The sequence below is a fragment of the Xanthomonas sp. WHRI 7064 genome, assembly GCF_040202355.2.
Taxonomy (GTDB): domain Bacteria; phylum Pseudomonadota; class Gammaproteobacteria; order Xanthomonadales; family Xanthomonadaceae; genus Xanthomonas; species Xanthomonas arboricola.
Window position 1 is genome coordinate 3,061,160 of record NZ_CP167821.1, and the last position, 16,640, is coordinate 3,077,799.

At 68.4% G+C, this 16,640-nt stretch carries 12 protein-coding genes; 7 read left to right on the forward strand and 5 right to left on the reverse strand.

What is annotated here, in order from left to right; genetic code table 11:
• Window positions 1-5 precede the first annotated feature (5 nt).
• Complete coding sequence (locus tag ABQY74_RS13160) at window positions 6-1,346, reverse strand: dicarboxylate/amino acid:cation symporter (RefSeq protein ID WP_349791752.1); 1,341 nt, start codon at window positions 1,344-1,346, stop codon at window positions 6-8.
• Window positions 1,347-1,488: 142 nt separating this feature from the next.
• On the opposite strand from ABQY74_RS13160, the gene ABQY74_RS13165 reads away from it, so the two are divergent.
• From ABQY74_RS13165 to ABQY74_RS13185, 5 genes are all read left to right on the forward strand, one after another.
• Entirely contained in the window at window positions 1,489-3,195 is a 1,707-nt protein-coding gene (locus ABQY74_RS13165; protein ID WP_349791754.1) for an alkaline phosphatase, read from the forward strand.
• A gap of 91 nt (window positions 3,196-3,286) precedes the next feature.
• On the forward strand, window positions 3,287-4,582 hold the full coding sequence (gene tilS / locus ABQY74_RS13170) for a tRNA lysidine(34) synthetase TilS (RefSeq protein WP_127159142.1): 1,296 nt from the start codon (window positions 3,287-3,289) through the stop codon (window positions 4,580-4,582).
• 31 nt (window positions 4,583-4,613) lie between these two features.
• Entirely contained in the window at window positions 4,614-4,877 is a 264-nt protein-coding gene (locus ABQY74_RS13175) for an exodeoxyribonuclease VII small subunit (RefSeq protein WP_016903977.1), read from the forward strand.
• A gap of 1 nt (window position 4,878) precedes the next feature.
• A complete protein-coding gene (locus ABQY74_RS13180) occupies window positions 4,879-5,754 on the forward strand; it encodes a farnesyl diphosphate synthase (RefSeq protein ID WP_349791756.1) in 876 nt (291 codons plus the stop codon).
• A gap of 503 nt (window positions 5,755-6,257) precedes the next feature.
• Window positions 6,258-7,355 carry a M35 family metallo-endopeptidase gene (locus tag ABQY74_RS13185; protein WP_039522258.1) on the forward strand — a complete coding sequence of 366 codons (1,098 nt, stop codon included), beginning with the start codon at window positions 6,258-6,260 and terminating at the stop codon, window positions 7,353-7,355.
• A 70-nt stretch (window positions 7,356-7,425) separates the two neighbouring features.
• Here the strand turns inward: ABQY74_RS13185 and ABQY74_RS13190 are convergent, their stop codons facing one another.
• Window positions 7,426-7,890, reverse strand: a complete 465-nt coding sequence (locus ABQY74_RS13190; RefSeq protein WP_024940779.1) for a DUF4870 domain-containing protein — start codon at window positions 7,888-7,890, stop codon at window positions 7,426-7,428.
• A 102-nt stretch (window positions 7,891-7,992) separates the two neighbouring features.
• Window positions 7,993-9,360 carry a metalloprotease PmbA gene (gene pmbA / locus ABQY74_RS13195; RefSeq protein WP_104554024.1) on the reverse strand — a complete coding sequence of 456 codons (1,368 nt, stop codon included), beginning with the start codon at window positions 9,358-9,360 and terminating at the stop codon, window positions 7,993-7,995.
• Window positions 9,361-9,412: 52 nt separating this feature from the next.
• Between pmbA and yjgA the strand changes: the two genes are divergently transcribed.
• Window positions 9,413-9,994, forward strand: coding sequence for a ribosome biogenesis factor YjgA (gene yjgA / locus ABQY74_RS13200; RefSeq protein WP_349791759.1), 582 nt, complete (start codon window positions 9,413-9,415; stop codon window positions 9,992-9,994).
• Window positions 9,995-10,145: 151 nt separating this feature from the next.
• Here yjgA and tldD read toward each other — a convergent pair whose 3' ends face one another.
• Window positions 10,146-11,591: a metalloprotease TldD gene (tldD, locus tag ABQY74_RS13205; RefSeq protein WP_024940782.1), complete on the reverse strand. Its 1,446-nt coding sequence runs from the start codon at window positions 11,589-11,591 to the stop codon at window positions 10,146-10,148.
• 99 nt (window positions 11,592-11,690) lie between these two features.
• Between tldD and ABQY74_RS13210 the strand changes: the two genes are divergently transcribed.
• The gene (locus ABQY74_RS13210; protein ID WP_349791761.1) at window positions 11,691-12,446 is read left to right on the forward strand and encodes a DUF6065 family protein; all 756 of its coding nucleotides are present in this window, start codon (window positions 11,691-11,693) and stop codon (window positions 12,444-12,446) included.
• Between the two features lie 131 nt (window positions 12,447-12,577).
• On the opposite strand, the gene ABQY74_RS13215 is transcribed toward ABQY74_RS13210, so the two are convergent.
• Window positions 12,578-16,504, reverse strand: coding sequence for a YhdP family protein (locus tag ABQY74_RS13215; RefSeq protein WP_349791763.1), 3,927 nt, complete (start codon window positions 16,502-16,504; stop codon window positions 12,578-12,580).
• Window positions 16,505-16,640: the final 136 nt, after the last annotated feature.

The window sequence follows — 16,640 nt, forward strand, 5'->3', positions numbered from 1 at the left end:
AGCGGTCAGCGCTGCGTCGGCGCGCGATCTGTCAGCGGATCTTCCAGCCCTACGTTCGTCGAGGCCGACTCGTAGACCGCCTTGTCGAGCAGGCCGGTTTCCTTGGCCACCAGCACCGGCACCAGCATCTGCCCGGTCACGTTGGTCATGGTGCGCATCATGTCGAGGATGCGGTCGATCGCATACAGGTAGCCGATGACTTCCAGCGGCAGGTTGGCCGCACTCAGCACCACCGTGGCCATGATCACCGCGGTGCCGGGTACGCCGGCGGTGCCGAAGCTGCCCAGCACCGAGGCGATCAACACCACGAAGTACTGGTTGGCGGTCAGCGGCACGCCGGTGTACTGGGCGATGAACACCGCGCACAGGGCCGGGAAGATCGCACCGCAGCCATCCATCTTGATGCTGGCACCCAGCGGCACTGCGAACGCGGCGTAGTCCTTGCTGACGCCCAGGTTATGTGTGATCGAGCGCATTGCCACCGGCATCGCGGCAAAGCTCGATGAACTGACGAAGGCCACCTGCATGCCCGGCGCCGCGCCGCGGAAGAACTTCCACGGATTCAATCCATGCAGCAACAACAGGCTGCTGTAGACCACCACGATATGGATCGTGCAGGCCACATACAGCGCCAGTACGAAATTGCCGAACGGCAGCAGTTTCTCGAAGCCATAGCTGCCGACCAGGCTGGCGATCAGCCCGAAGGTGCCGAGCGGGGTCATCTCCAGCACGAAGCGGGTGACCTGGATCATGATGTCGCTCAACTGCGCGGTGAGCTTGCGTGCCTCGGCCACGCGCTCGCCGAGCTTGACCATCGCAAAGCCCAGCAGCGCGGCGAAGAAGATCACCGGCAGGATCGATCCGCGCCCGGCCGCCAGCACCGTTTCGCCGGCCGCATTGGTCTTGGTGCCGATGCCGGTCAGTGCGTAGAACGGGTTGGAGGGCACCACGTCCAGCAGCACCTTGATCGGGCTGGGCACATCGCGCGGTTTCCAGGCCGAATCCACGCTCAGGCTGAAATGGCCGGCGCCGGGTTGCATCAACGTACCCACCGCCAGGCCCACGCCCACCGCCAGCGCGGCGGTGATGACGAACCACAGGAAGGTGCGCCCACCGAGCGCGGCGACGGATTTTTGCCCGTGCAGCGAGGAGATCGCATTGATCACCGCAAAGAACACCAGCGGGATCGCGATCATCTTGATCAGGGTGACATACAGATCGCCGAGCGGGCCGAACCACACATCGGCCGGCGGCCCCATGGCCCAGCCGGCCAGCGCGCCGAGCACGAAGCCGGCCACCACGCGTTGCCAGAACGGAATGCGCAACCAGGCCGAGACCAATGTCATGCGTCGAATCATCCGGGGGGAGAGTGCATGCACCATAGCCCAGGCCCGCGCCGCCCGCGAGGTCACGACTGGAACAGCGGCGTGTCATCTGTGTGACACCAGGCATCCCGGCATAATGCGCATTGATTCAGTCACGAGTTCGATGCCGATGCGTTACCGCCTGCCTGCCCTCGCCGCCCTGACCACCGTGTGTGTCGCCGCCTGCGCGTCCAGCGCCGGCACCAGCGCATCCGCGCCCGCCGCCGTGCGCGTGGAGGTGCCGCAGGTGACGCATCCCGCCGGCGAGACGCCGCAATGGTGGTACCGCTCGGGCGCCGCGCGCGCAGCCGGCAACGGCGCGATGGCCGGGCGGGCGCGCAATGTGATCCTGTTCCTGGGCGACGGCATGAGCCTGACCACGGTCGCGGCAGCACGCATTCTGGATGGCCAGCGCAAGGGCGGGCCGGGCGAAGAGAACCTGCTGTCGTGGGAGCAGTTCCCGGCGACCGCCTTCAGCAAGACCTACAACACCGATTCGCAGACGCCGGATTCGGCCGGCACCATGACCGCGATCACCACCGGGGTGAAAACGCATATGGGCGCGATTGGCGTCAGCAGCGGCAACCGCAGCGATTGCGCCGACAGCCTGGGCAAGGGCTTGTTGAGCTGGCTGCAGCTGGCCGACAGCGCCGGCATGGCCACCGGCATCGTCACCACCACCCGCCTCACCCACGCCACCCCGGCGGCGACCTATGCGCATTCGCCGGACCGCAACTGGGAAAACGATACCGACCTGCCCGAGTCCGCCCGCACTGCCGGCTGCCAGGACATCGCCCAGCAACTGCTGTCCAGCGCGCGCTTCGGGCGTGGCCCGCAGGTGGTGCTGGGCGGCGGACGCAGCCAGTTCCAGACCGTGCAGGAACGCGATCCGGAATACGACGACAAGGTCGGCCTGCGCCTGGACGGCCGCGATCTGGTCGCCGAGTGGAAGCAGGCACACCCACAGGGCGCCTACGTCTGGAACGAACAACAGTTGCAGGCGGCCACCGGCGCGCCAGCGCTGCTGGGTCTGTTCGAGCCGGATCACATGCAGTTCGACCACGACAGCAACCGCACCCCGCAAGGCGAGCCCAGCCTGACCGAAATGACCCGTACCGCGATCCAGTCGTTGTCGCGCGACCCGAACGGCTTCGTGCTGATGGTCGAAGGCGGCCGCATCGACCATGCCAACCACGCCGGCAATGCCTACCGCGCGCTCGACGAAACCGTGTCGCTGTCCGATGCAGTACGCACCGCCGTGCAGACCGCGCCGCCGGACACGCTGATCATCGTCACCGCCGACCATTCGCATACGCTCAACTTCGTCGGCTACCCGGTACGCGGCAATCCGATCCTGGGCAAGGTGCGCGGCACCGGCGGCGAAGAAGGCGACCGAAGCCAGCTGGCCACCGACCTGGCCGGCCAGCCCTACACCACGCTGAGCTACGCCAACGGCCCCGGCTACACCGGCGCCAGCAACGCGCAGCCGGCCGGCCCCAAGAAGTACCCGCACGAACCCAGCAATAGCGAGCCGGCCGCCGGCCGCCCGGACCTGACCCATGTCGATACCGAGGCGCCCAGCTACATGCAGGAATCGCTGGTGCCGACCAAGTCCGAAAGCCATGGCGGCGAAGACGTCGGCATCTGGGCCACCGGCCCGGGCAGCGCCGCCTTCCGCGGCACGCTGGAGGAGAACGTGATCTACCACGTCATCGTCCAGGCCACCCCGCGCCTGCGCGAGCGCCTGTGCAAGGCCGGTACCTGCGACAGCGCTGGCGTGCCGGTGGAGCTGCCGCAGTCGGCCACGTTCGAGACTGCGGCCAAGCGCTGATGGGCAGGCTGCGCGCAGCGCGGATGGCGGCGGCGCGTCATACCCCGCCGCCCGCGTGCGGATGCAGCGTCGCAGCACGCCATCTGCATCGATGACCGGATTGCTGCCACCCGCAGCGCCGCCTGGCCCGGTGCTGATCGCCTACAGCGGCGGCGTGGACTCGAGCGTCTTGCTGCACCTGCTGGCAGCGACGCCGCGTTATCGCGACACGGGGCTGCGTGCAGTGCACGTGCATCATGGCCTGCATGCCGATGCCGATGCCTGGGCCGCGCATTGCCAGCGCCAGTGCGACGCCCTGCACGTCCCCTTGCAGGTCGCGCACGTGCAGGTCGCGCGCGACAGCGGCCTGGGGCTGGAAGCGGCGGCACGCCATGCACGCCACGCCGCGTTTGCCGCGGCATTGGCGCCCGGCGAATGGCTGGCGCTGGCGCACCATCGCGATGATCAGGCCGAAACCTTCCTGCTGCGCGCACTGCGCGCTTCCGGCCCGGACGGCTTGGCCGCGATGCGCGCGCAGCGTCCCTTCGCCGCCGGCATGCTGTGGCGTCCCCTGCTGGCGCATGCGCGCGCCGAGGTGCTGGCGTATGCGCAGGCACATCGCCTGCAGTGGATCGAAGACCCCAGCAATGCCGATGCCCGCCACGACCGTAACTTCCTGCGTACCCAGCTGATGCCCGTACTGCAGCAGCGCTGGCCACAGGCCGCCGAGGCACTGGCGCGCAGCGCGCAGCTGAGCGCCGATGCCAGCGACCTGCTGCTGCAGGAGGACACCGCGCTGCTGCCCGGCCTGCTGACCGCTGCCGGCGCACTCGATCTGCAGGCCTTGCGTGCGCAGCCGGCAACACGTCGGCCGCGGCTGCTGCGCGCCTGGGTGGCTGCAGCGCAGGTGCCACCGCTGCCTGCGCACGGCGTTGCCGCCCTGGAGCAGGAAATCGACGACGCCGCGCCGGATCGGCAGGCCTGCTTTGCCTGGCAACAGGTGCAGGTGCGGCGCTGGCGCCAGTGCCTGTATCTGCTGCGTCCGCACAGCGCGTGGCCGGCGTCATGGCAGGCCTGCTGGGATGGCACGTCCCCGCTGCCACTGCCGGATGGCGCGCAACTGCAGTTGCACGGCGCACCCGGCTTGCGCTTCGCGCAACCGCTGCAGGTGCGCGCACGCCAGGGGGGCGAACGCATCGTGTTGCCGCAACGCGCGCATTCGCATCGGCTCAAGCACCTGCTGCAGGCGCTGGATCTACCGCCCTGGCAACGCGCGCGCCTGCCGGTCCTGTGGGCCGACGGCCAGGTGCTGGCAGCCGGCGACTGCATCGTCTCGGCGGCATTGAGCGACTGGCTAAGCGCGCATGGCGCATCCTTGCGATGGCGCGACCACGCCACTGCGAATTGACCCGCCTGCCTGCGCGCCGCACACTTTGACGATGGTCAAAAAATCCTTGAACGAAACATCCCCGGTTGCCCGCTTCGAACAGTCGCTGGAAGAACTCGAGCAACTGGTGCAGAAGATGGAAGTCGGCGACCAGAGCCTGGAGCAATCGCTCACCGCCTACGAGCGCGGCATCGGCCTGTACCGCGACTGCCAGCAGGCACTGGAACAGGCCGAACTGCGCGTGCGCATGCTGACCGACCCCGCGCGCCCCGATCTGGCCGAAGACTTCCAGGCGCCATCGCAGGACGGCGGCTGAGGTGAGTTCGGCGTTGTTCGAGCACTGGATCGGCCGCACCGAACGCAGCCTGGAGGCCAGTCTGCCCAGCACCACCCTGGCACCGCAGCGACTGCACGCCGCGATGCGGCACGCGGTGCTGGGCGGCGGCAAGCGCATGCGTCCGCTGCTGGTGTATGCGACCGGCGCACTGTTCGGCGCCAACGAGGACAGCCTGGACACACCCGCAGTGGCGGTGGAGCTGATCCACGCCTATTCGCTGGTGCACGACGACTTGCCGGCAATGGACGACGACGCCTTGCGCCGCGGCCAGCCCACCGTGCATATCGCCTTCGACGAAGCCACGGCAATCCTGGCCGGCGACGCGCTACAGACACGCGCCTTCGAGTTGCTGGCTGCGGCCCCGGTCAGCGCGGAGCTGCGGGTCGGCTGGCTGCAGAGTCTGGCCACCGCCGCTGGCGCTGCCGGCATGTGCGGCGGCCAGGCGCTGGATATCGATGCCACCGGCCAGTTGCAATCGCTGCGCGATCTCGAGCGCATGCACGCCCTCAAGACCGGCGCGCTGATCCGCGCCGCGGTGCGCATGGGCGCGCTGACCGGCGCTGCCGCAGCCGACGACCAGCAACGCCTGAATGCGTTTGCCGATGCGCTGGGCCTGGCGTTCCAGGTCCGCGACGACGTCCTGGATGTGGAATCGAGCTCGGCGCAGCTGGGCAAGACCGCTGGCAAGGACGCCGCGCAGGCCAAGTCCACCTATCCGGCCCTGCTCGGAATGGACGGCGCCAAGGCCAAGCTGGCCGAACTGGCCACCCGCATGCACGACATCCTGCAGCCCTACGGTGCGCCCGGCGACACGCTGGCGACGCTGGGCCGGTTTGCGGTGGACCGGGCGCACTAGCGCGCTGCGTTCGTTTGAGCGGCCGTACAGCCGCGCCGCGCCCCGCGTGTTGATGTCTGGCAACAGAGCACCGGCACCGCCAATGCGCAGGGTGAGGAGGCCACTGCAGCGGCTGCAATGCCACCACGCACGGCGATTACGGCAGCACGTTCGACTCCAGCAGCCCGCAGTGATCAGCCGGTCGCACCGGCCGTTGCGCACACCGTGCGCCAGCGCACGGTGCGGTTGCAGCGTACCGCCCTGCAAGTGCCGCGCTGTGTCACAGAACGTAAATTCTCTTTTCGTACATTTTTCACATGTAAATTTCCGCACATTAGCCAAAAAGCGTGAAACGATCCGCAATTCTTCGCTGAATTGTCGCCATCGATGTCCATATTTGTCATCGCGTAGCCACCAGCAGGCCAAAAACAGCAGCAATCGGTTCTCTTGTTGCGTCTGCTCGCTCTGCCTAGGTTGACCTGCCCGCGTCCGCGGACATCCCCCGACCACATGGAGAGTCACTGGTGAAGAACGTTTTTCTCGCATCGTTTGCAGCAGGTACGTTGGCCGTTGTTGGCGTGCTCGGTTCGGCGCAGGCGCAGTCCGTGCGCGGCCCGGTCCCGTTGACCATTGAACTGGCGCCGGTCGCCGATCAGGCTGGGCGACATCAGGGCAAGATCGCGGTGACCGTCACCAACAACGGCAGCCAGATCGCCCGCGTGCCCACCTATCAACTACCGCTGCAGACGCTGGACAACGGCATCCTGGAAGTGAGCCGCGATGGCGCGCCGGTGGCCTACACCGGACGCCTGGTCAAGCGCGGCCTGCCCAAGGCAGCCGACTTCACCATCCTCAAGCCCGGCCAGAGCGTCAAGGGCGAGGTCGATCTGGCCGGCGCCTACGATCTGTCGACCAGTGGCAACTACACCATCCAGGTCCGTTCGTCGCTGCAATACGCCTCGCTGTCCGACGGCAGTCTGATGAAGGCAGCCAACGGCCAGCCGGCCGTGGCCACCAGCACGCCGCTCACCGTCTGGCTGGACGGCGCGCGTCGCGGCGTGCAGCGCCAGCTCGCAATCGGTCCGACCGCAGTGGTTAATGGCATCAACTACCTCAACTGCAGCACCACCCGCACCAACCAGGCCGCCAGTGCCGTCACTGCCGCGCGTACTTACTCGCAGAACGCGCGCAACTACCTTAATGCCGGCAGCACCGGCGCGCGCTACACCACCTGGTTCGGCGCCTACAACGCCTCGCGCTACAGCCGGGTCAGCTCGAACTTCGTCAACATCGACAACGCGCTGGACCAGAACAACGGCCAGCTGACGATCAACTGCAGCTGCGAAGCGGATCTGGCGGACGCCTTCGCCTACGTCTATCCGAACCAGCCGTACGAGATCCATGTCTGCAATGCGTTCTGGAGTGCGTCGACAACCGGCACCGACTCCAAGGCCGGCACGCTGGTGCACGAGACCAGCCACTTCACGGTCGTCGCCGGCACCCAGGACCGTGTCTACGGCCAGTCCGGCGCGCGCAGCCTGGCGATCAGCAACCCGGCCCAGGCGATCACCAACGCCGACAGCCACGAGTACTTCGCCGAGAACACCCCGGCGCAGAACTGATCGCATCGTCGCCTGAAACGACAAAGGCCCGGCATCGCTGCCGGGCCTTTGTCATTTGCACCGCGCCGGATTACTTGATCAGGCGCAGCGTGAACGGATAACGGTAGTGTTCGCCGTTGTTGGCCTTGACCGCGGCCAGGATGCACAGCACCAGGTTGGCGATCCACACCAGCGTCGGCACGAAGAACAGGATGCCGAACGACACGATGGTCAGGATCACCGCAGCCACATAGGCAATGATCACGGTGATCTGAAAGTTCAACGCTTCCTTGGCCTGATCGGTGGCGAACGGTTTGGACGGGCTGGCGTCCTTGCTGATCAGCCAGATCACCAGCGCGCCGATGAAGGACGTCAGTATGCCGAGCAGGTGCGCGGCCAGCGCCAGGGTGCGCTCCTCTGACGGTGTGCTGGTACCGATCGGCGGCGGCGGCGGTACGGCGTGCGACTCGAATTCGCTCATCATGTCTCCCCATGCATGGTTGTGGTGCGGCGGACTATAGCAACGATTCAGCCAGCCACCAGTGCGGGAAGACATGGTCTCGGCGGTGCACGGCGGCTACCGCCAGGCAGAGCGGCAAAACGCGCGCCGGGCGCTGTGCAGTTGGGCAGTGGGCGCAGCAGCCCTGCTCAATCACGGTCAGCTATCGCCTGCCACCGTCATGCGGTTGACCAGCACCGAGCCGATCTTGACGTGCGAGCGCGGATCGACATCGTTGCCGACCGCCTCGATGCCGGCGAACATCTCGCGCAGATTGCCGGCGATGGTCAGCCCGTCGACCGGATAGGCGATCACGCCGTTCTCGATCCAGAAGCCACCGGCGCCGCGCGAATAATCGCCGGTCACCGGATTGACGCCGTTGCCCATCAGCTCGGTGACCAGCAGCCCGCGCGACATGCCGGCAATCAGCGAAGCCAGGTCGCCGGCGTTGGCGGTGACCTGCAGGTTGTGCACGCCGCCGGCGTTGGCGGTGGTCTGCAGGCCCAGCTTGCGTGCCGAGTAGCTGCCCAGCACATAGCGCTGCAGCACGCCGTCGCTGATCAATGCCGAACGCCGCGTCGCCACGCCTTCGCCATCGAAGGCGGCCGAGCGCAGGCCGCGGCGCAGGTGCGGTAGTTCTTCGATGTTGAACCAGTCCGGAAACAATTTGCTGCCGACACTGTCGAGCAGGAAGCTGGCGCGGCGATACAGCGCGCCGCCGGAGACCGCGCCGAGCAGATGCCCGACCAGCGAGCGCGCCACTTCGGGCGCGAACAGCACCGGCAACTGGCCGGTCGGCAACGAGCGTGGCTGCAGCCGCGCCAGGGTGCGTTCGGCGGCGTGGCGGCCGATCGCTTCCGGCGCCTCCAGGTCTTCGCGCGCCAGCGCGCTGCTGTACCAGCCATCGCGCTGCATGCCGTCGCCCTGGCCGGCAATCAGCGCACAGCTGATCGAATGATGGGTGCCGCGCTCGCGGCCGATGAAACCATGCGAGTTGGCGTAGACCGACAGGCTGAGCCCGGTGCTGGCCGAGGCGCCGTCGGAGTTGCTGATCCGCGCATCGGCATCGCGCCCGGCGCTCTCGCAGGCCAGCGCCAGGTCCACCGCGGTGTCGGCGTCCAGTGCCCACGGGTGCCAGCTGTCCAGCTCGGGGAAGTCGCGCGCCATCAGCTCCGGGTCGGCCAGGCCGGCAGCGACATCGTCCTCGGTGTAACGGGCGATCGCGCAGGCCTGGGCAACGGTCGATTCCAGGCTGGAATCCTGCAGATCCGCGGTGCTGGCGCTGCCCTTGCGCTTGCCGAAGTACACGGTGACCGCAATCCCGCGGTCGCGGGTGGATTCCACCGTCTCCACATCGCCCAGGCGCACGTTGACGTCCAGGCCGCGCTCTTCGCTGCAGCTCACTTCGGCCTGGGTGGCGCCGGCGGCACGGGCGCGCTCGAGCAGGCGCTGCGCGATGTCGGTGAGCGCATCCAGGCGCTGCAGGCTGTCGTCCTGGACACGTGTTTCGGAGGAGAGTGCGTTCAATGCTTTATCCTAGTCTCAATGATGAATAACTTCTTGTTTCGGATGGATGGCAATGCGCGGACGCGACGAAGACACCGGTGAATTCCGCGGCGCCAGCCGCAGCCAGCAGCGGCGCGAGGCGCTGGAAATCTTCGACCTGGGCGAAAAGCTGGTGGCGCTCACTCCGGCGCAGCTGGCCAAATTGCCGGTGCCCGAATCGCTGATCCCCCATATCGAGGAGAGCAAGCGCATCACCTCGCATATCGCGCACAAGCGCCAGCTGGCGTTTCTGGCCAAGCACATGCGCCGCGAGGACGACGAAACGCTGGCCGCAATCCGCGATGCGCTGGATGCCAACAGCGATACCGCGCGCCGCGAAGTGGCCGCGATCCACCGCGTCGAGCGCTGGCGCGAGCGCCTGCTCGCCGAAGGCGACGTGGCGCTGGCCGAACTGCTGGAAACCTACCCGGCCGCCGACCGTCAACAACTGCGCCAGCTGGTGCGCAATGCGATCCACGAGCGGGCCAAGAACAAACCGCCGCGCGCCTACCGCGAGCTGTTCCAGGTGCTGCGCGACCTGTCTCAGGAGCAGGGATTGGAGAGTGGTGAATCGGGATTGGAAGACGACGAATCGGCGTCGGAAGGCGACGAATAAGGCTCCGCTCGATCCATCCAGCGCCGCAACGGCCATCCCGGCCGTTGCCAATCCCAGATCCGGGCTCCCGGATCCACCCAAGCGGAACCCGCCACGCCCGGCGCTTCCTGCTGTTGCGAATCCCGATTCCCGATTCCCAAATCCCCGCATCTCAGGCCTGCGTTCCACCAACGGTGATGCCGTCGATCAGCAGCGACGGCTGGCCGACGCCGACCGGCACGCTCTGCCCGTCCTTGCCGCACACGCCCACGCCCTCGTCCAGCGCCAGGTCATTGCCGATCATGCGCACCTTCTGCATGGTCTCCGGGCCGTTGCCGATCAGCGTGGCGCCCTTGACCGGCGCGGTGACCTTGCCGTCTTCGATCAGGTAGGCCTCGGTGGCCGAGAACACGTACTTGCCGCTGGTGATGTCGACCTGGCCGCCGCCGAAGTTGACCGCGTAAATGCCCTTTTTCACCGAGCGGATCATTTCCTGCGGATCGTGCTGGCCGGCGCGCATGTAGGTGTTGGTCATGCGCGGCATGGTCAGGTGCGCGAACGATTCGCGCCGGCCGTTGCCGGTCGGTGCCACGCCCATCAGGCGCGCGTTGTGGGTGTCCTGCATGTAGCCGACCAGCACGCCATCTTCGATCAGCGTGGTGCACTGGGTGGACGTGCCCTCGTCGTCGATATTGAGCGAGCCGCGGCGGCCATCCAGGGTGCCGTCATCGACGATGGTCACGCCCGGCGAGGCCACGCGCTCGCCGATGCGGCCGGCGTAGACGCTGGTGCCCTTGCGGTTGAAATCGCCTTCCAGGCCATGCCCCACCGCCTCGTGCAGCAGCACGCCGGGCCAGCCCGGGCCGAGTACCACCGGCATCACGCCGGCCGGTGCCGGAATGGCATCCAGGTTGACCAGCGCCTGACGCAGCGCTTCGCGGGCAAAGCCTTCCGGGCGGCCATCGGCGAACAGTTCGGCATAGCCGTAACGGCCACCGCCGCCGGAGTAACCGGACTCGCGCCGCCCGCCCTGCTCGACGATCACCTGCACGTTCAGCCGCACCAGCGGGCGCACGTCGGCGGCAAGCACGCCGTCGCTGCGCGCGATCAGCACCGTGTCCACACCGCCGGACAGGCTCACCATCACCTGCTTGACGCGCGGATCGGCGGCGCGCACGTACTGGTCGATACGGCGCAGCAGATCGACCTTGGTCGCGCTGTCCATGTCGTCGATCGGGTCGGTAGCCGGGTACAGCGCACGGCCGTTGCCGCGCACCAGCGAGCGGGTGGATTGCGCACCACCCTCGCGCGAAATTGCGCGTGCGGACTGCGCCGCCTCCAGCAAGGCGTCGCGCTGGATATCGTCGGAATAGGCGAAGCCGGTCTTCTCGCCGGCAATCGCGCGCACACCCACGCCCTGTTCGATGGAATGCGCACCGTCCTTGACGATGCCGTCTTCCACGCTCCAGCTCTCGCGTCGCGAATGCTGGAAATACAGGTCGCCGAAGTCGATGCCCGGGCCCAGCAGGGCGCCGAAGGTGCGGTCGAGATGGCCGGTGTCCAGGCCGGAAGGAAGCAGCAGCCGGGTTTCGGCCAGAGTGAGAGCGTTATCGGTCATGTAGTCAGGATGGGGCCCGCGCGCCGGGGAGACAAGTCGTTCGGCTGAACATGCGGCACGGCTATCATCGCGGGCCCATCGCCACGCCGACGCCCGCGCATGAAGCTCACTGCCCACGTCCTGGATGGCCATACGCTGGACATCCGCCCCGCCCCGCACGAGCGCGACTGGATGGACGCCACCGACCAGCGCTATGCCTACCGCTGCCTGCCGCTGGCGATCGCCAATGCGCATGGCTGGGAGCTGCTGTGCCAGGCCGGATTCGAGGCCAGTTGGGACGGGCGCGACGGCCTGGATGCGATCCGGATCAGCGTCGATGCCGGCGCCGCGTCACAGGCGCTCAGTCACTTCGGCTACGGCGTGCTGACCTTCCACGTGCCCTGCCTGTTTCGCACCGATGCCGGCATGGATCTGTTCGTCACCGGGCCATTGAACCGGCCCAAGGACGGCATCGGCGCGCTGAGCGGCATGGTCGAAACCGACTGGAGCCCGTACACCTTCACCATGAACTGGAAGTTCACCCGGCCCGGGCAGGTGCGCTTCGAGGCCGGCGAGCCGTTCTGCCATCTGTTCCCGCTGCCGCGCCAACTGATCGAACAGGTGCAGCCGCAGTGGAAGCCCTTATCCGAGGCGCCGCAACTGGCGCAGCAGCATGCCGACTGGACGCGCAGCCGCACGCAGTTTCTGCAGGAACTGCCGGATGCGCAGTCGGCCGCCGCGCGCGAGAAATGGCAACGCGGGTACTTCCGTGGCGTCGCCGGTGCCGATCAGGCGCCGGTGCAGGGCCACCGTTCGCGCCTGCGTCTGCCGATGTTCGTGCGCGCCGATTGCGAGGGCGACAGTCCGCTCGACTGAGTGCATCGCTGCATCGGCGCGCGGGACGTGCCCGCTGGCGCGCATGCCGCGTTCGATCGACTCTACGCAAGGCCTGAGTGCCCGCGACGACTCAGCACCAGCACACGCCAGCGCGCCCGCAACCGGACGCGTCAGCGTGGCGACCGACCGGGCGTGGCTGGCGTTGCCGTGGGCGCGCCTTCTGCAGGCGGCTTGCCGGGCGCCCGCTCACGCACTTCGCGCTCCACCACGTCCACCTGCGGATCCTTCCACGGCCCGGTGACGTGATAGGTCTTGGCGCCGATCGCCCCGAGCGGTTTGCCGAGCACCGCATTGGCGGCCGCGCCCACCGCCGCTCCGACCGGGCCGCCGGCCACCGCGCCAACCACGGTGAGCAGATTGCCGGCCTTGGGGTTCACGTCCACGGTCTGGTCGAAGGTCTGCGCGCGCAGGTCGGTCTGCCCCCGGATGGCGATGTCGGCGGCCGGGCCTTCGATGCGGATCGCATCGGTGCGCGCGAAGCCCTCGCCGAAGCGCACCTGGCCGTCCAGCTTGTTGAAGGCCAGCCCCTTGGAGAAGAAATCGCGGAAGTCGAACATCAGCCGGCGCGGCAGCTGCGCCACGCTGAGCAGGCCGAGCACGCGGCCGGCACCGGGGTCCACTTCCAGCAGCTGGCCATTGCGCACGTCGATCTTGAGATCGCCATCCAGCGAACCGAGCGCAAACCCGGTCGGCGAGCCCTGCCAGCCGGCATTGAGTTCGAGCTGGCCTTCGCCGCCGCGCAGCTGGCCGCCCAGGGTGAGGTTCTGCAGCAGGTTGCCGAGATTGCGGCTGTCCACCCGTGCCGACAGCCGGGTGCTGGCGGAATCGCCCTTGCCGCGCCAGGCGCCGGTCAGGCCGATGTTCTGGTCGTTGGAGCGCAGTTGCAGCTGGTCCACCTGCATGCCGTCGGTCAATCGGCTGCTGCGCAGGGTGGCCGCGCCCAGGGTCATCTTGCCGACCTGCAGGTCGTCGATATCCAGCGACAGCGGCGGGATCGAGACCGGGTCGAATTCGGCCACCGCGCGGCGCGCCGGTTCCGGCAAGGCCCCGGCCAGCGGATCGCCCGGCTCGGGTGCGGCCGGCTCGGCCGCTGCGGCCACCGGCTGCCAGTGCACCGTGCTCAGCTTGCCCTGCACGGCGGCGCCATCGGCATTGGGCACGCTGAGCTGGCCGGCCAGCGATGGGCCGTCCAGGGTCACCGCCACCGCGTCGCGGGTCGGCCGCAGGCGCAGGCGCGTCTGCGGGAACACGCCGCCGATCATCAGCAATCGGTCGGCCTGCACATCCACCTGCTGCAATGGCACGGCGTCCTGTTTCGGTGCTGCCGGCTGGCCCGGCAGCGGCGGCATGTCCGGCTCGCTGCTGCCGCGCGCCAGGCTGATCCAGTCGATCGCATCCAGCGAGGCAGTGCGGCCGGTGACCACCAAGCCGTTGGCGGGCGGCCGCTCAGTGACCGTGTCGGTACCCATGACCACGCGCACGCCGGTCTGGTTGCCCTGGCTGCTGGCCTTGAGCGCGACCAGCTTGCCGAAGGCCACGTCGATGTCACCATCGCCCACCGGCAAGGCCACCCTGACCTGCGTGTCCAGCGGCTGCGTGGCCGCCTTGTCCAGGGGTGCGGGCAAATCCAAAGTGGTGCCGACCAGCTGCGAGCGCAGTGTCAGCAACGCCTGCGCGTCGGCCTGCCCCGGCGAGGTCAGCGGCACGTCCACGCCCACCTGCCATGGTGCGCTGCCATGCACGTAGGGGCGCAACCATTCCATCTGCGGCGCGCGGTCGAACAACTCCTTGGCATCCAGGGTGGCGCCAAAGCGCGCTTCGAACGCCTGCTTGGGATCCTGCACGAAGCCGCCGGCACGCAACGACAACTCGCCGCTGCGGCCCTGGTGCTGCACGCTCAGGCGCTCGGCGGCAAAGCCGCTGTCGCGGTACTCGGCCTGTCCGCTGACCTGGTCGAAGGCCAGGTTCCAGCGCGCATCGCCCAGCCTGGCGCCCTGCAGCGCGACCGTGCCCTGCAGATGACCGCCCACACCGCCGGTGCGCAAGGGCCGCAGCAGGTCGAAGCTCACCGCTGCCGGGCCGGACACCGTGAGGTTGCGCAAGGTGTCACCGTAGCGCTGCTCCAGCGGGCTCTTGCGCAACATGCCCAGCAGCTGCGCGGCATCGGCCCGGGTGGAGGCGCGCACGTAGAGCTCGGAGGTGGCGAAGCTGGGAATGCCCGCCTCCAGCGACGCGATCGGCGCGCCGGCCAGCTCGCCCTTGCCCTGCAGGGAAAATCCGTTGCCGATAAAGCGCAGATCGGCCTGCACCTGCTCCATCGCCGGCCAGTCCGGATTGAACGGGATCACGCCTTCGCGGATCTGGCCAAAGGCCTCGAACCGGCCGTCGTTGTTGTCGAACGGCCAGTCGTCCAGATCGCCGCTGACCAGGCCGGTGCCGCCGGTGATCACGCCACCGGCAACCGCCGTGTCCAGCCAGTCGATGGCCGCCTTGCTCATCTTGGAGCGGATCCAGAACTTGCGCGCCACCGGCAAGGCGACATCGTCCAGTTGCGTGGCCAGCTGGATGCGCGGGCGGCTGCCATCGTTCTGGAACCACAGCCCGCCGCGCACGCTGGCGCCGTAGTCCTTGGCCTGCACGCGCAACGCCGGCGTGGCGACCTGCCAGCCGGCGCCGTCGCGCCAGCCCACGATGCTGCCGGCCAGCTGCAACTCGTGCACCACCCCGAAACCGGTCGGCCAGTCGAAGCGCAGCGTGGCATCCGCTGCGGGGTCGAGCTGGATCGCCTGCGCATCGCCATCGATCCGGCCGCGCAGGCCGCTGATGCCCGGCGCGTTGCCCACCGGCAGAAAGCCCAGTTCCTCGATCCGGCCCTGCGCGCGCACCGCTCCGCCCTGCTCGCCGGCGATCTGCAGATCGGCCAGGCGCAACTGCGGCCGGGACAGGCTCAGCCAGCGCCGCAGGCCAGGCGACAGTTGCTCGCTCAAGGCAGCCGCGGCGATCAGGCCCGAGACATCGAGGTGTTTGCCCACCACCGCATAACGGCGCCCGCCGGCAATGCTCAGCCCGTCCAGCCGCTGCAGCCTGGCCGCCTGGCCCAAGCGCAGCAGCGGCGCATCCATGCGCCAGCCGCCGTCGATGGTCTGCCAGCGTGCGCGCGCCTGCAGCCGCTCCCACGCCAGCGTGCGGCGTGCGGTCTGCTCGGGCAAAGGTGCACCGGACAGACGCAGTTGTTGCAGGTCGGCATCCACGGTGACTGCGGTGATCCGGCGCGCGCGCAACTGCGCCCAGGCCTGCAGGCGTCCGCCGCCGCCATCCACGCGCATGCCGCCGAACTGCAGCAACGCAGCCCAGGCGGCCAGATCGGCCGGGTCGGCTTGCGCATAGGCGCTGCCGTCGCCGCTGTCGCGATCGAACGCGATCACCGTGGTCAACGGTGCGCGCTGCAAGTCGATCCAGGCGCGGCTGCCGACCTTCACCGTCGAGCCGTTGACACGCAGGCGCAGGTCGATGCGCGGCAGCGTGGTGTCCACGCCGATCGACGGCGCGGCCACGCGCAGGCGCGCCTCGGCCACCTGGATCTCGCCGAGCCGGCGCAACGCTTCCAACGGGTCCGAACGCCGCCCGGCCGGCAGGCCCTGCACCGACCAGACGCCATCGTCGCTACGTTGCAGCGTCAGCGCCAGACCACGCAGACGCACCTCGGTCAGCGAGTGGCCGGGCAACAGTCCGGCGTACATCGCCAGCAGGATTTCGGCCTGGCCCACGCGCACCTCGCCATGCGGGCCGATCCGCAGGCCATCCAGCCGCAGCAACGGCCCGCGCCGGGTCCATTCGGTCTGCAGGCGATCGAACGCGATCGGCTGGCCGGCGCGCTCGCTCAGCCACGCGGCGATCTGCTGCGGCCGCTGCTCGGCCAACGGCAACGCCTGGCTGGCCGCACCCACCAGCAACGCGATCGCCACCAGCGCAAGCGCAGTGGCAGTGATCGCATAGCGGCGAAACAGACGGAGACGGCGGCGCAGCGGGGTGGGCATTAACGGCGGGGAATGGTGAATAGGGAATAGGGAATCGCAGGAGCACAAACCGCGCCGCGCACACGATCATCCATCCGCGCGCGCCGCCATTCTAAAGATGTCACCGTTACCCCGCAGAGCGCCTTTCGCTCCACCC

What these genes read in the sequence shown, in the direction of transcription:
- ABQY74_RS13190 (WP_024940779.1), bottom strand. Translation starts at nt 7,890, where the DNA reads ATGTCTTCCCGCACTGGTGGCTGGCTGAATCGTTGCTATAGTCCGCCG.
- ABQY74_RS13160 (WP_349791752.1), bottom strand. Translation starts at nt 1,346, where the DNA reads ATGACATTGGTCTCGGCCTGGTTGCGCATTCCGTTCTGGCAACGCGTG.
- ABQY74_RS13210 (WP_349791761.1), top strand. Translation starts at nt 11,691, where the DNA reads ATGAAGCTCACTGCCCACGTCCTGGATGGCCATACGCTGGACATCCGC.
- tldD (WP_024940782.1), bottom strand. Translation starts at nt 11,591, where the DNA reads ATGACCGATAACGCTCTCACTCTGGCCGAAACCCGGCTGCTGCTTCCT.
- ABQY74_RS13175 (WP_016903977.1), top strand. Translation starts at nt 4,614, where the DNA reads ATGGTCAAAAAATCCTTGAACGAAACATCCCCGGTTGCCCGCTTCGAA.
- tilS (WP_127159142.1), top strand. Translation starts at nt 3,287, where the DNA reads ATGACCGGATTGCTGCCACCCGCAGCGCCGCCTGGCCCGGTGCTGATC.
- ABQY74_RS13215 (WP_349791763.1), bottom strand. Translation starts at nt 16,504, where the DNA reads ATGCCCACCCCGCTGCGCCGCCGTCTCCGTCTGTTTCGCCGCTATGCG.
- ABQY74_RS13165 (WP_349791754.1), top strand. Translation starts at nt 1,489, where the DNA reads ATGCCGATGCGTTACCGCCTGCCTGCCCTCGCCGCCCTGACCACCGTG.
- yjgA (WP_349791759.1), top strand. Translation starts at nt 9,413, where the DNA reads ATGCGCGGACGCGACGAAGACACCGGTGAATTCCGCGGCGCCAGCCGC.